We start from the raw sequence: 13,199 nt of genomic DNA on the forward strand, positions 1-13,199 counted from the left end.
ATGGCGGTGTCCAGCGACGCGGAACAGAAATTCGACCGGGTCAAAACCCAGTTGAAGGCGCGCCTGGGAACCGAAGTCTATTCGAGCTGGTTTGGCCGCATGAAGGTCGCCGAGGCTTCCAAGGGCATTGTCCGCATCTCGGTGCCCACCGCCTTCCTGCGCTCATGGATCAACGGCCACTATCTCGACCTCATTTCCGAGTTGTGGAAGCAGGAGGATCCCGATCTCCTCAAGATCGACATTGTCGTGCGAACGGCAACCCGTCAGGGACGCAGCCAGGCCGAGCCGGAAGTGACGCCGGCACGCAAGATGACGCGGCAGACGCAGACGGCGCTTGCCGCCGGTACCGTGAGCCCCGGCCGGACAGAGCGTTCACCGGTTCCGCGTCCGGGCACACCGGTCGAGAGCGAATTCCGCCACAATGTGCTGGGGTCGCCGCTTGATCCTCGCTACACGTTCGGCTCCTTCATCGAGGGGCCGTCGAACCGGGTGGCCTTTGCCGCTGCCAAGGCAGTAGCGGAATCGCAATCGAGCGCGGTGCGCTTCAACCCGCTTTTCCTTCACGCAACCGTCGGGCTCGGCAAGACACATTTGTTGCAGGCAATCGCTGCGGAATCGCTGAAGCAGAACCCCAAGTCGCGCGTCGTCTACCTCACGGCCGAGTATTTCATGTGGCGCTTTGCCACCGCGATCCGTGACAACAATGCGCTGACGCTCAAGGAACAGCTGCGCGACATCGACCTGCTCATCATCGACGACATGCAGTTCTTGCAGGGCAAGTCGATCCAGCATGAATTCTGCCATCTGATCAATATGTTGCTCGATAGCGCCAAGCAGGTCGTCGTTGCCGCCGACCGGCCGCCGTCGGAGCTGGAATCGCTTGAACCGCGGGTCCGTTCGCGTCTCAATGGCGGCGTCGCGCTTGAAATGTCGGCGCCCGATTTCGCCATGCGCCTTGGCATGCTCAAACTGCGCCTTGCCACTGCCAGGGTCGACGACGCGTCGCTGAACATTTCGGAAGAGATCCTCAATCACGTCGCCCGCACCGTGACCGGCAGTGGCCGCGAGCTGGAAGGCGCCTTCAACCAGTTGCTGTTCCGTCAGTCCTTCGAGCCGCAGATCACCATCGACCGGATCGACGAGATTCTCGGCCACATCTATCGCACCGGCGAGCCGAAGCGGGTCCGGATCGAGGACATCCAGCGCATCGTCGCACGTCACTACAATGTATCGAAGACCGAATTGCTGTCCAACCGGCGCACGCGCACCATCGTCAAGCCGCGGCAGGTCGCGATGTACCTGTCGAAGGTGATGACGCCGCGCTCGCTGCCCGAGATCGGACGGCGTTTCGGCGGCCGCGATCACACCACGGTGCTGCATGCCGTGCGCAAGATCGAGGACCTTTCCGGCAACGACAACACGCTGGCGCAGGAACTCGAACTCCTGAGGCGGTTGATCAACGACCAGGCCTGACCGTCCGGGGAAGCCCGAGCCAGCGGGAACAACACCGGAATTCAATGGCTTGCCAGTACGGCCCGGAGCCCGGAATGGGCTCGCGGCGCCGCCTGGAAATGACCCGGATTTCGGTTTTACGACACCGGCTCGCGGACTTCGTGCCGTTTATCCCCAGAAAGCCGGCATAGCCGGCCCGAACCGGTGGCGCGGACTTGCGTTTGCTGGTTTTTTCCTGTCAGTTTACGGAGATTCTGAGCCTGTTCAGACCTTTCGCGGGACGCCGCTCACTGGTGACCCGTCATTCATTCAAGCGAGCCTGTTTCGTCATGCGTGTTATCCTGGAACGGTCAAATCTCCTGAAGTCGCTCAACCACGTTCACCGTGTGGTCGAGCGGCGCAACACCATACCGATCCTGTCCAACGTGCTACTCAGCGCCGAGGGCGCCAGCCTTGAAATGAAGGCGACCGACCTCGACCTCGAGGTGACGGAAGCGACGCCCGCCAAGGTCGAGCGCGGCGGGGCGACGACGGTTCCGGCACATCTGCTCTACGACATCGTGCGCAAGCTCGCCGATGGCGCCGAGGTGATGCTGAAGACGGACGAGGACGGCAACGCCATGACGGTGACGTCAGGCCGCTCGAGCTTCCGCCTTCAGTGCCTGCCGCAATCCGACTTCCCAGAGCTTTCGGCCGGGTCGTTCTCACACATCTTTCGTCTCGACTCGGTTGCCCTGAAAGGCCTGATCGAGAAGACCCAGTTCGCCATCTCCACCGAAGAGACGCGCTATTATCTGAACGGCATCTACCTGCACACGCATGAGGTCGGCGGCAAGCTGAAGCTGCGCTCGGTGGCGACCGACGGCCACCGTCTGGCGCGCGCCGAGATCGACGCGCCGGCGGGCTCCGAGGGCATGCCGGGCATCATCATCCCGCGCAAGACGGTGAGCGAGTTGCAGAAGCTGGTCGACGATCCGGACGTTGCGGTCACCACAGAACTGTCGGACACCAAGATCCGCTTCACCATCGGCAGCGTGGTTTTGACCTCGAAGCTGATCGACGGCACCTTCCCCGACTATCAGCGGGTCATTCCGACCGGCAACGACAAGAAGCTGATCATCGACCGCCAGAGTTTTGCCGCCGCCGTCGATCGCGTCTCGACCATCTCTTCCGAACGTGGCCGCGCGGTGAAGCTTTCGATCAGCGAAGGCCAGGTGACCCTTGCGGTCAACAATCCGGATTCAGGCAGCGCCACCGAGGAACTGGCGGCGGATTACTCATCGGACCCGATCGAAATCGGCTTCAATGCCAAGTACCTGCTCGACGTTGCCGCACAGTTGACCGGCACGGAGGCCAAGTTCATGCTGGCTGACGCCGGCTCGCCGACGCTGATCCACGACATGGCCGACGAGACCGCACTCTATGTGCTGATGCCGATGCGGGTGTAGCCGGCGCGGTGGCAGCAATTTGGTCTTGTGATAGACTGGTGGCAAGAGCGAGTTTGCGGCAACTTCGACGGGCGGATAGCGGTTGCCAGCACAAAACCACATAAGTAAGCTTACACTTACCAATTTCCGCAACTACGCGGCGCTAGCGATCGATCTGGAGCCGGGCGCCGTGGTTTTTTCCGGCGACAATGGTGCCGGCAAGACCAATCTTCTCGAAGCGATCTCCTTTTTGACACCAGGGCGTGGTTTGCGCCGCGCGCCTTATGCTGACGTCGCGCGCGAAGGCGGCGACGGCGGTTTCGCTTTGCACGCCCGGCTCGACGGACCTGACGGCCAGGTCGAGATCGGAACAGGCATTTCCGGCGGCGACAATGCCGGCGAAGGCGGCAGACGGGTGCGTATCAACGGCGCTTCGGCGCGTTCTGCCGAGGAGATGCTGGAATGGCTGCGTGTGGTGTGGCTGACGCCGGCGATGGACGCGTTGTTCACCGGGCCGGCCGCGGATCGCCGGCGCTTTCTCGATCGGCTGGTGCTGGCGATCGATCCCGGCCACGGGCAACGTGCGATCGACTACGAGAAGGCGATGCGCGGCCGTAACCGACTGCTTACCGAGGGCTCCCGCAACAACAGCTGGTTCGACGCGATCGAGACGCAGATGGCCGAAACCGGTGTGGCGATCGCCGCAGCACGAGCCGAGATGGTGCGCCTGCTCGCCGCCATGATCGACAGGCTGCCCGACACGGGACCGTTTCCGCAGGCCGATATCGGTCTTTCGGGTGACCTGGAAGCTGAGATTGCCACCGCGCCGGCGGTCGATGTCGAGGAGCGGTTCCGCCGGACGCTTGCCGAGGGCCGTGACCGCGACCGCGCCGCCGGGCGCACGCTCGATGGCCCGCATCGTTCGGACCTGGTGGTTCGGCACCGTCCCAAGGCGATGCCCGCCGAACTCTGCTCGACCGGCGAGCAGAAGGCGCTGCTGGTCGGCATCGTGCTGTCGCATGCAAGGCTGACCGGCGAAATGTCGGGCATGACGCCGATCCTGTTGCTCGACGAGATCGCCGCGCATCTCGATAGCGGACGGCGCGCGGCGCTGTTTTCCATCCTCGAAGACTTGAACTGCCAGGCGTTCATGACCGGAACCGATGCGGCGCTGTTTTCCAGCCTCAAGGGGCGTGCGCAATTCCTGACGGTCGACCATGGTACGGTTGGGCCAACGATCTAAATCTTGTGTGTGCTTCGTACTCTTGGCCGACATGCACCAGGTGTATTGGCTCCTGACAAGGTTTTTCAGTCCCTGTATGGTCAGGCAATGACCACTGCCGCCCTGACCGCCGACGAGATAGAACGCTATGCCCGCCACATCGTGCTGCCCGAAATCGGTGGGGCCGGCCAGCAAAGGCTGAAACAGGGGCGGGTGCTTGTCATCGGCGCCGGCGGGCTGGGCGCGCCAGTGCTTGAATATCTTGCCGCTGCCGGTGTCGGCACGCTCGGCGTGGTCGACGACGACACCGTTTCGCTGTCCAACCTGCAGCGTCAGGTCATTCACAGCACCGACACCGTGGGTATGCTGAAAACCGATAGCGCCAAGGCTGCGATCGCCCGCATCAATCCCAACACAATTGTTGAAACGCATGCAATCCGGCTGAACCCGGACAATGCGGCTGCCCTCGTCGCCCGCTATGACATCGTCGTCGACGGTTCCGACAATTTCGAAACCCGCTACACGGTGGCCGATGCCTGCGCGAGCGAAGGGAAACCTCTGGTGCATGCTGCCGTCGGACGCTTCGATGGTTCCGTCACCGTGCTGAAGCCATTCGAGGACGGCAAGGACGGCAAGCCCAACCCAAGCTATCGCGATCTGTTTCCCGAGGCGCCACCGCCTGGGCTGGTGCCGTCCTGCGCCGAAGCCGGCGTGCTTGGCGCGCTGACCGGCGTCGTCGGCACGCTGCAGGCGATGGAGGCGATCAAGCTGATCACCGGCATCGGCGAGCCGCTGGTCGGCCGGCTGCTGCTCTATGATGCGCTGGCGGCGCGCTTCGACACCATCCGCTACAAGAGAGCCTGACCCATTGGACCGTGTCGAAGCTGTCTCGATCACACAGATCCCGGCCGATTTCGACCGTTGGGACGATGTGCTCGCATTGATCATGCGTGCCTTCGCTTCGATGGACGGCATTATCGACCCGCCCTCCTCCGCCCATCAGTTGACCGCCGACACCCTGCGCGACAAGGCGCGGCGGGAGACCGGCTTCGTGGCGCTCAAGGACGACAGGATCGTCGGTTGCGTCTTTGCCCTTGAAAGGGTGGCGGAACTTTATGTCGGCAAGCTCGCTGTCGCGCCGGACTGCCAGGGACAAGGCTTTGGCCGGCGGCTGATGCAGGCGGCCGAAGATCTTGCTCGCAACCGCGGCAAAGCCGCTATCGAGCTTCAGACGCGCATCGAGCTGACCGAAAACCATGCAGCCTTTGCCCGCCTCGGTTTTCACGAGACGGAGCGGACGGCGCACGAGGGCTATGCCAGGCCGACCTCGATCACCATGCGCAAGACTCTTTTGTAAGTCTGGACTTTCACTCGAAAGGCCGGAGAAGGTCGCGCTGCGATAGAATCAAGTTCTGAGCGGCAGCACGCGGTCCGGCGGGCGGTGGCCGTCGACGAATGCCCGGATGTTGATGATGACCTTTTCGCCCATGTCGATGCGGCCCTCGAGCGTCGCCGAACCCATATGCGGCAGAAGCACAACCTTGCCCTTGGCGGCCAGCTTCAGCAGCTTGCCATTCAGTGCCGGCTCGTGTTCGTAGACGTCGAGGCCGGCTCCTGCGAGCTTGCCGTCCTGAATCAGCTTGATCAAGGCGTCTTCGTCGATGATGTCGCCGCGCGCGGTGTTGACGATATAGGCGGTGGGCTGCAGCAGCGCCAGTCGCCGCGCCGAAAGCAGATGGAAGGTCGCCGGCGTCGAGGGGCAGTTGACCGAAATAATGTCCATGCGGGCCAGCATCTGGTCGAGGCTTTCCCAATAGGTTGCCTCCAGGCCGTCTTCCACGGCCGGCAGCACGCGGTGGCGGTTGTGATAGTGGATCGACAGTCCGAAGGCCTTGGCCCGCCTGGCGACGGCGGTGCCGATGCGTCCCATGCCGACAATGCCGAGACGCTTGCCCCAGATGCGCCGGCCCAGCATCCAGGTCGGCGACCAGCCGGCCCATTTCTTGTCGCCGGTAAGCACATTGGCGCCTTCCGCGAGCCGCCGCGGCACCGCCAGCATCAGCGCCATGGTCATGTCGGCGGTGTCCTCGGTCAGGACATTCGGCGTGTTGGTGACGGTGATGCCCCTCTTGGCCGCGGCCGTGACATCGATCTTGTCGACGCCGTTGCCGAAATTGGCGATCAGCTTGAGGTTGTCGCCGGCCTGGGCGATCAGCGCCGCATCTATATTGTCGGTTATGGTCGGCACCAGAACGTCGGCTTCCTTGACCGCCGCGACCAGTTCCGGCTGCGTCATCGGCCTGTCCTCGACATTCAGCCGGGCGTCGAACAGTTCGCGCATGCGGGTCTCGACCGGATCGGGCAGCTTGCGCGTGATGACGACGAGAGGCCTTTTTTTGCCTGCCATTGTTTCCCTCTCGAGTATTTGCCGCAATTCCAAACGCAAAACCGCTTCACTGGAATTGCTCTAACCCGATCTCGTTGAGACCTCTTTAACCAAGACCGGCGAAACTGAAAGCCGGTCGCGGTGCCGATTACTCCCTGTAACAAGTGGTGCCGCCGAAGACAAAGAAAAAGGGGCGCAGGGGCCAATGGGCAAGCGCCGAAAGGAATGAAAGTGTCTGGTTTCGCGTCGCTTCGCCTGACCCTCAGTGCAGCACTTCTCGGCGCTCTGCTTTATTCTCCGCTTGCCGCGGCGCAGAGTGCGGCAGCCCCCGCCCAGAGTCCCGTCACGCTCGGGCCGAGCGGCCTGCCGCTGCCACGATTCGTCAGCCTGAAATCCGGCCGCGTCAACTCGCGCGTCGGCCCCGGCGCCAACTACTCTGTCGACTGGATGTATATGAAGGCCGGCCTGCCGATGGAGATCATCCAGGAATTCGACACATGGCGCCGCGTGCGCGATGCCGATGGTTCGGAAGGCTGGATCAACCAGTCGCTGCTGTCCGGCCGGCGCACGGCAATCGTCGCGCCGTGGCAGCGCGGCAAGGGCGCCCAGATCAACCTTCTCAACAGCCCCGACAAGGACGCAAGGGTGGTCGCGATGGTCGAGCCGGGCGTCATGGGCACGATCAAATCCTGCGACGGCCAGTGGTGCGAAATGACGTTCGATGGCCACACCGGCTGGCTTGCCCAGTCGATCGTCTGGGGTGCCTATCCCGGCGAACGGGTCAAGGACTGACCACCTCATCGCGAAGTTCAGAAGGACGCGGGTCAGATATAGGCCGGGCAATCACGGAAACGGCGACAAGGTGATTGCGGCTCCGCTTCACCAAGCGCAATTGCAGCATTGTCATTCACGTCGCCGATCGCTCGCGTCCGCTGCGAAGGCGGCCGCGAGCGCGCCTCTCAGCGGGTTGCTCAACCGTGTCAGAAGCGTAATCCTGCTGGCTGGCAAATCCGGCAATCCGTGCGACCGGTTCAGTATCACGCAGTCGACCGGTACCTGACTCTGCCCGATCGCCGCCACTCCCAGGCCCGCGCTGACGGCCGATTGCAACGCAGTCACCGAACCCCCGGTAAAGGCGAGGCGCCAGGCGGTATTGCTGCCATCGAGCGCGCGTTCCGCAGCCAGTCGGACGCCGCAGGATCCGGGCAACGCCAACAGCGGCAACGCGGCAGCTGACCGCCAGACATCAGGCGATCTTGCACACCAGACAAGCTGGTCCCTGTAGAGCGGGATGCCCTGGCGCCGGCTGATGTCCATGCGCACGACGGCGAAATCGGCTTTGCCTGCGTCATAGCGGGCCTGCATTTCGGCTGAGAGACCCACCGACACTTCCAGTAGCAATTCCGGAAAGACCTGGCTCAGACGCCCAAACGCCGACCCCAGAAGGGCACCAGCGGCGTGATCGCCAATGGCCGCCCGCAGCGTGGTGGTTTGCGTGCCGGCATCGAATGTAGTCACGGCCCGGTCATGAGCCTCGAGGACCTGCCGCGCCGAAGCGAGGAACCGCGCCCCCTCGGGCGTCAGCGAAACCGCGCGCGGCGTCCGCGCCAGGAGGCGCCGCTCCATCGCTTGCTCGAGCTTGCGGACCCGCAAGCTGATCGCCGACTGGGTGGTCCCGAGAAGATCGGCCGCGGTGGTGAAGCTCTCGCAGTCGGCGACAAGAACGAAGCTGCGAAGCTGTTCCATGGCAAGATGTTTCATTTCATTCTCATATCATAGAGACATCTACTATGACATTTCAAAATGCTTCCAGTCGAGTCATATGAATCCCGACAGAGCCCGGCGGCTGCCGGCTGACCCGGAAGGAGAAAGATTGAATGTCTCGCCTATCGCCAATGAACGAAGATTCCGACACGGAAGCCGGCAGGCTTCTGGTTGAAACGCGACGCCAGCTCGGACGCGTCCCAAATCTTTATCGCGTCCTGGCCAACTCTCCGGCCGCTCTCAAAGGCTATCTGCAATTTCGCGAATCACTGCAGAGTGGCCGTCTCAGTTCGAAATTGCGCGAGCAGATCGCCCTGATAACCGCTGAGGTGAATCATTGCGAATACTGCGTTTCGGCCCACGCATTTCGCGGATCCAAGATCGGCATCTCCGATGCGGAATTGCAGCTAAATCGCAGGGGTGATTCAAGCGATGCCAGAGTGGCGGCCATACTGGCGTTGGCTGCGGATGTGGCGCGTAGTCGCGGGGCCGTCACCGACCAGGCATTCGGCGCCGCCAGGGCCGCGGGCCTCGACGACGAGGAACTGGCAGAGGTGATCGCGCATGTGGCACTCAACTTCTATTCCAACATCCTCAATCACTTCGCCCAGCCAGAACTCGACTTTCCACGGACAGTGCTTCTCAATGACTGACCTCATGACCCTCGATCCGAGTGCGATGGCGACCGTTCCGCGGCACCAGATCGTCATTCCCTCCAGCTATGGTTTCGATGAGACACTGCACCGGCTTCGCGACGCCATCGCTGCCGCCGAGCTATGGATCATCCATGAGATCGATCCGCAGGCCCTGCTCAAAAAAGGCGGGATCGCCACCGTTCGGCTCCGCCAACTGCTTTGGTTCCACCCCCGATACATGGCGCGCCTGTTGCTGACCGATCCCGGCGCCGTGCCCGAAGCGCCGTTGAAGTTCGTGGTCAGCGAACAAGCGGCCGGCGTAACAGTCCGCGCCTTGAACCCGGTTTTGGTGTTCTCGCCCTATCCCCGGCTTTTTGATCTCGCACAAGAACTGTTCGACACGACGGAGCGAATGCTCGAGACGGTTTCCACTATGCCGGTGTCAGGCGGCGATATCTAACGCAGCTATGAGCGGTCCGGCCGCCTGTATCAGACGCTGGTCATTCAGCGCCCGATGCGGCCGAGATGGGTGTCCTGAAAGCTAGTCGGCAGCTTCAGGCCGTAGCCCAGCGCTCGATCGATGGCGATGTGGGCGATCCAGATCAGCGCAACCGCCATCGCGATCGCATTGCCGGACAGATGCCCGGCCAGCAGCAGCAGCAGCACGGGCACGATCAGGATATGCAAGGCGTTGTAGGCAAGGGCACCGACGCGCGGTCCGGCCAGATAGCCGAACATTGACAGATCAGGCGCCAGGATTAGCAATCCGAAGAGCCACCAGGAGATGCCGGTTGAGCCGTAGAAAACGACGGCAGCCACCGCCACGATTGCCCATTCGAGCCGGATCACAAGATCGAGGGATTTCATCCCTCACCGATCATTCCGGCCTCGCCGGTCATTCGCGGCGTTTGGGGCGCAGCCTCACGACGATATCGACATTGGCGATCTCCATCCCTTCCGGCGGCTCCGGCAGGTTAGCAACCGTCACCGGACCGCTGTCGATGTCGAATATGCGGTTTTCGCCTTCGATGTAGAAATGGTGGTGGTCGGAGGTGTTGGTGTCGAAATAAGTCTTCGAGCCCTCGACGGCGAGGATGCGCAGCAGTCCCGCCTGGGTGAACTGATGAAGGGCATTGTAGACGGTGGCCAGTGATACCGGCACGCCGGCGGCGACCGCCTCCTCGTGCAATTCCTCGGCCGACAGGTGACGGTCGCCCTTGGCGAAAAGCAGGTCGGCCAGCGCAATGCGCTGACGCGTCGGCCTCAGGCCGGCTTCACGAACCCGCTTGTCCACAGCGACATTTTCCTTCCGGCCGTCCAGGTCCATCTTCTCGTCGAACCCCACAGTTCCGCCCCAAGACACGCCCAGAATGGCAAAAACATGGACATCTGCCGAAACCGGACCTCTCGAAGACATATATTCTGTCGCCCGAATGCGATCAATAGCGCGCATTGACCCAGGCAGACGAGCAGGTTAAGCGCAAACGCCGGTTTCCGGCCTGAAACAGATTGTGTTAGGAAACCAACGACAAGGGCACCCGATAGCCCGGAACGATATGGGGACGAGATTGATGGCGGGTAAATCCAGCTACGAGTACGACGAATTGCTGGCCTGCGCTCGCGGCGAACTGTTCGGGCCGGGCAATGCCCAACTGCCCTATCCGCCCATGCTGATGTTCGACCGCATCACCGAGATCAGCGAGACCGGCGGCGCCTTCGAGAAAGGCTTCATCCGCGCGGAATTCGACATCAAGCCGGACCTGTGGTTCTTTGCCTGCCATTTCATCGGCAACCCGATCATGCCGGGGTGCCTCGGCCTCGACGCCATGTGGCAATTGACGGGCTTCTACCTTGGCTGGCTCGGCGAACCCGGCAAGGGAATGGCGCTGTCGACCGGTGAGGTCAAATTCAAGGGCATGGTGACGCCGGCGGTCAAGAAAGTGGAATACGGCATCGACTTCAAGCGCGTGATGCGCGGACGGTTGGTGCTCGGCATCGCCGATGGCTGGCTGAAGGCAGACGGCGAGCCCATATATGCGGCAACGGATCTCAAGGTGGGTCTGTCAAAGCAGTCGGCGGTCGCCTGATCGTTACCGCACACTCTGGAAGGAGCAGCCCATGAGACGGGTCGTAGTCACAGGCCTCGGCATCGTGTCGTCGATCGGCAACAATGCCAACGAGGTGCAAGCCTCGCTACATGACGCCAAATCCGGCATCAGCTTCTCCGATTCCTTCGCCGAGCATGGCTTCCGCTGCCAGGTCTGGGGAGCGCCGACGCTCGATCCCTCGGCCATGATCGATCGCCGTGCGCTGCGCTTCCTGAGCCAAGGCGCTGCGTGGAATCACGTCGCCATGGATCAGGCGATCGCGGATGCGGGCCTCGGCGAGAGCGACATCACCAACGAGCGTACCGGCATCGTCATGGGATCGGGCGGACCTTCCACCCGCACCATCGTCGAGGCGGCCGAAACCACGCTGAAGAACGGCAGTCCCAAGCGCATCGGTCCGTTCGCTGTGCCGAAGGCGATGTCGTCGACCGCATCGGCAACCCTTGCCACCTGGTTCAAGATCCACGGTGTCAACTACTCGATCTCGTCGGCCTGCTCGACCTCGGCGCATTGCATCGGCAATGGCTACGAATTGATCCAGTGGGGCAAGCAGGACATGGTCTTTGCCGGCGGCCACGAGGATCTCGACTGGACAATGTCGGACCTGTTCGACGCCATGGGCGCCATGTCGTCGAAATTCAATGACAGGGCATCGACCGCTTCGCGCGCCTACGACGCCAACCGCGACGGCTTCGTCATCGCCGGCGGCGCCGGCGTGCTGGTGCTGGAAGAACTGGAGCATGCCAAGGCGCGCGGCGCCAAGATCTACGCCGAAATCGTCGGCTACGGCGCGACCTCGGATGGGTACGATATGGTCGCCCCTTCGGGCGAAGGCGCGGTGCGCTGCATGCGCCAGGCGCTGGCCACGGTTTCCACGCCGGTCGACTACATCAACACCCATGGCACGTCGACGCCGGTGGGTGATTCCAAGGAGATGGGTGCGATCCGCGAAGTGTTCGGCCCAGAGATGCCGTACATCACCTCGACGAAGTCGCTGACCGGCCATTCGCTGGGCGCGGCCGGCGTGCAGGAATCCATCTATTCGATCCTGATGATGCAGGGCGGGTTCATCGGCGAAAGCGCCCATATCGAGACCCTCGATCCAGAATTCGAGGGCATGCCGATCGTGCGAAAGCGCATCGACGACGCCAGGATCGACACTGTCTTGTCCAATTCGTTCGGCTTCGGTGGCACCAACGCCACGCTCGTTTTCCAGCGCTATTCCGCATAAGGATTTGCCGGCCATGGACGGACTGATGAAGGGCAAGCGCGGGCTTGTCATGGGTGTCGCCAACGATCATTCGATCGCCTGGGGCATCGCCCGGAAATTATCCGAACATGGGGCGGAACTCGCCTTCACCTATCAGGGCGATGCCTTCGGGCGCCGGGTAAAGCCTCTCGCCGACAAGCTCGGCGCCTCGCTGGTCGTACCGTGCGACGTCGAGGACAGCGCTTCGGTCGCCGCCACCTTCGAGACCTTGGGCAAGGAATGGGGCGGGCTGGACTTCGTCGTCCACGCCATCGGCTTTTCCGACAAGAACGAGCTGAAGGGCCTCTACGCCAACACCAGCCGGGACAATTTCGTCCGCACCATGGTGATCTCCTGCTACTCTTTCACCGAGATCGCCCGCCATGCCGCCGCCTTGATGCGGGACGGCGGGTCGATGATCACGCTGACCTATGCAGGGTCGGTCCGCGTCATGCCGAACTACAATGTCATGGGCGTCGCCAAGGCAGGCCTGGAAGCCAGTGTGCGCTACCTCGCCAATGACTACGGTCCGCGCGGCATCAGGGTGAACGGCATATCGGCTGGACCCGTGCGCACGCTGGCCGGCGCCGGTATTTCCGACGCGCGCCACATGTTCTCCTACCAGCAGCGCAACTCGCCGCTGCGCCGCACCGTGACCATCGACGAGGTCGGCGGCTCGGCGCTTTATCTGTTGTCGGATCTGTCTTCCGGCGTTACAGGCGAAATCCACTATGTCGATTCCGGCTACCACATTGTTTCCATGCCAACGCTCGACGAATTGAAGCAGACCGACGGCGGCCGAGACTAATGCGCCCAAAAGTGCACAGCCGTTTTGGGACAACGACATTTATAAAACAAAAGCTTAAGGTGCGCCGACTAAATCCGTTTCAACGCGACGCGCTTTAACCAGCTCAAGAAATACTTTAGTCCAATAAAATTGGACGCATTCGCGGAAA

General features: G+C 62.3%; 15 protein-coding genes. 11 read left to right on the plus strand and 4 right to left on the minus strand.

Features of this window, described 5'->3' with window-relative positions:
- From dnaA to ACSQ3L_RS00025, 5 genes are all read left to right on the plus strand, one after another.
- Positions 1-1,473 (plus strand): chromosomal replication initiator protein DnaA (dnaA, locus tag ACSQ3L_RS00005; protein ID WP_436158065.1); only part of this gene is annotated, 1,473 nt, incomplete at its 5' end.
- A 308-nt stretch (positions 1,474-1,781) separates the two neighbouring features.
- Positions 1,782-2,900, plus strand: coding sequence for a DNA polymerase III subunit beta (dnaN, locus tag ACSQ3L_RS00010; RefSeq protein WP_256748923.1), 1,119 nt, complete (start codon positions 1,782-1,784; stop codon positions 2,898-2,900).
- Between the two features lie 82 nt (positions 2,901-2,982).
- Complete coding sequence (recF, locus tag ACSQ3L_RS00015) at positions 2,983-4,122, plus strand: DNA replication/repair protein RecF (protein WP_436158066.1); 1,140 nt, start codon at positions 2,983-2,985, stop codon at positions 4,120-4,122.
- A gap of 87 nt (positions 4,123-4,209) precedes the next feature.
- On the plus strand, positions 4,210-4,965 hold the full coding sequence (locus ACSQ3L_RS00020) for a molybdopterin-synthase adenylyltransferase MoeB (RefSeq protein WP_436158067.1): 756 nt from the start codon (positions 4,210-4,212) through the stop codon (positions 4,963-4,965).
- Between the two features lie 4 nt (positions 4,966-4,969).
- Positions 4,970-5,458, plus strand: a complete 489-nt coding sequence (locus ACSQ3L_RS00025) for a GNAT family N-acetyltransferase (protein WP_436158068.1) — start codon at positions 4,970-4,972, stop codon at positions 5,456-5,458.
- 48 nt (positions 5,459-5,506) lie between these two features.
- On the opposite strand, the gene ACSQ3L_RS00030 is transcribed toward ACSQ3L_RS00025, so the two are convergent.
- Positions 5,507-6,508: a 2-hydroxyacid dehydrogenase gene (locus ACSQ3L_RS00030; protein ID WP_436158069.1), complete on the minus strand. Its 1,002-nt coding sequence runs from the start codon at positions 6,506-6,508 to the stop codon at positions 5,507-5,509.
- A gap of 210 nt (positions 6,509-6,718) precedes the next feature.
- Here ACSQ3L_RS00030 and ACSQ3L_RS00035 point away from each other — a divergent pair, with 210 nt between their 5' ends.
- Positions 6,719-7,279, plus strand: a complete 561-nt coding sequence (locus tag ACSQ3L_RS00035; RefSeq protein WP_436158070.1) for an SH3 domain-containing protein — start codon at positions 6,719-6,721, stop codon at positions 7,277-7,279.
- A 111-nt stretch (positions 7,280-7,390) separates the two neighbouring features.
- Here the strand turns inward: ACSQ3L_RS00035 and ACSQ3L_RS00040 are convergent, their stop codons facing one another.
- On the minus strand, positions 7,391-8,248 hold the full coding sequence (locus ACSQ3L_RS00040) for a LysR family transcriptional regulator (protein ID WP_436158071.1): 858 nt from the start codon (positions 8,246-8,248) through the stop codon (positions 7,391-7,393).
- 116 nt (positions 8,249-8,364) lie between these two features.
- On the opposite strand from ACSQ3L_RS00040, the gene ACSQ3L_RS00045 reads away from it, so the two are divergent.
- The gene (locus ACSQ3L_RS00045; protein WP_436158072.1) at positions 8,365-8,904 is read left to right on the plus strand and encodes a carboxymuconolactone decarboxylase family protein; all 540 of its coding nucleotides are present in this window, start codon (positions 8,365-8,367) and stop codon (positions 8,902-8,904) included.
- Between the two features lie 4 nt (positions 8,905-8,908).
- Positions 8,909-9,346 (plus strand): DUF302 domain-containing protein, encoded by a 438-nt coding sequence (locus ACSQ3L_RS00050; protein ID WP_436158073.1) that lies wholly within the window; start codon positions 8,909-8,911, stop codon positions 9,344-9,346.
- A gap of 44 nt (positions 9,347-9,390) precedes the next feature.
- Here the strand turns inward: ACSQ3L_RS00050 and ACSQ3L_RS00055 are convergent, their stop codons facing one another.
- Entirely contained in the window at positions 9,391-9,753 is a 363-nt protein-coding gene (locus tag ACSQ3L_RS00055) for a DUF4260 domain-containing protein (protein ID WP_436158074.1), read from the minus strand.
- Positions 9,754-9,781: 28 nt separating this feature from the next.
- Positions 9,782-10,213, minus strand: a complete 432-nt coding sequence (irrA, locus tag ACSQ3L_RS00060) for an iron response transcriptional regulator IrrA (protein ID WP_436163349.1) — start codon at positions 10,211-10,213, stop codon at positions 9,782-9,784.
- Positions 10,214-10,457: 244 nt separating this feature from the next.
- On the opposite strand from irrA, the gene fabA reads away from it, so the two are divergent.
- The 3 genes from fabA to fabI are packed head-to-tail and all read left to right on the plus strand — an operon-like array spanning position 10,458 to position 13,051.
- Positions 10,458-10,973 (plus strand): 3-hydroxyacyl-[acyl-carrier-protein] dehydratase FabA, encoded by a 516-nt coding sequence (fabA, locus tag ACSQ3L_RS00065; protein ID WP_292181253.1) that lies wholly within the window; start codon positions 10,458-10,460, stop codon positions 10,971-10,973.
- Positions 10,974-11,004: 31 nt separating this feature from the next.
- Positions 11,005-12,225: a beta-ketoacyl-ACP synthase I gene (gene fabB, locus ACSQ3L_RS00070; RefSeq protein ID WP_292181251.1), complete on the plus strand. Its 1,221-nt coding sequence runs from the start codon at positions 11,005-11,007 to the stop codon at positions 12,223-12,225.
- 13 nt (positions 12,226-12,238) lie between these two features.
- Positions 12,239-13,051 carry an enoyl-ACP reductase FabI gene (fabI, locus tag ACSQ3L_RS00075; protein ID WP_436158075.1) on the plus strand — a complete coding sequence of 271 codons (813 nt, stop codon included), beginning with the start codon at positions 12,239-12,241 and terminating at the stop codon, positions 13,049-13,051.
- Positions 13,052-13,199: the final 148 nt, after the last annotated feature.

Source organism: Mesorhizobium sp. LjRoot246, from assembly GCF_964254115.1.
Classification (GTDB): Bacteria; Pseudomonadota; Alphaproteobacteria; order Rhizobiales; family Rhizobiaceae; genus Mesorhizobium.

What these genes read in the sequence shown, in the direction of transcription:
- dnaN (WP_256748923.1), top strand. Translation starts at nt 1,782, where the DNA reads ATGCGTGTTATCCTGGAACGGTCAAATCTCCTGAAGTCGCTCAACCAC.
- ACSQ3L_RS00020 (WP_436158067.1), top strand. Translation starts at nt 4,210, where the DNA reads ATGACCACTGCCGCCCTGACCGCCGACGAGATAGAACGCTATGCCCGC.
- ACSQ3L_RS00030 (WP_436158069.1), bottom strand. Translation starts at nt 6,508, where the DNA reads ATGGCAGGCAAAAAAAGGCCTCTCGTCGTCATCACGCGCAAGCTGCCC.
- ACSQ3L_RS00040 (WP_436158071.1), bottom strand. Translation starts at nt 8,248, where the DNA reads ATGAAACATCTTGCCATGGAACAGCTTCGCAGCTTCGTTCTTGTCGCC.
- ACSQ3L_RS00045 (WP_436158072.1), top strand. Translation starts at nt 8,365, where the DNA reads ATGTCTCGCCTATCGCCAATGAACGAAGATTCCGACACGGAAGCCGGC.
- ACSQ3L_RS00050 (WP_436158073.1), top strand. Translation starts at nt 8,909, where the DNA reads ATGACCCTCGATCCGAGTGCGATGGCGACCGTTCCGCGGCACCAGATC.
- ACSQ3L_RS00055 (WP_436158074.1), bottom strand. Translation starts at nt 9,753, where the DNA reads ATGAAATCCCTCGATCTTGTGATCCGGCTCGAATGGGCAATCGTGGCG.
- irrA (WP_436163349.1), bottom strand. Translation starts at nt 10,213, where the DNA reads ATGGACCTGGACGGCCGGAAGGAAAATGTCGCTGTGGACAAGCGGGTT.
- fabA (WP_292181253.1), top strand. Translation starts at nt 10,458, where the DNA reads ATGGCGGGTAAATCCAGCTACGAGTACGACGAATTGCTGGCCTGCGCT.
- fabB (WP_292181251.1), top strand. Translation starts at nt 11,005, where the DNA reads ATGAGACGGGTCGTAGTCACAGGCCTCGGCATCGTGTCGTCGATCGGC.
- fabI (WP_436158075.1), top strand. Translation starts at nt 12,239, where the DNA reads ATGGACGGACTGATGAAGGGCAAGCGCGGGCTTGTCATGGGTGTCGCC.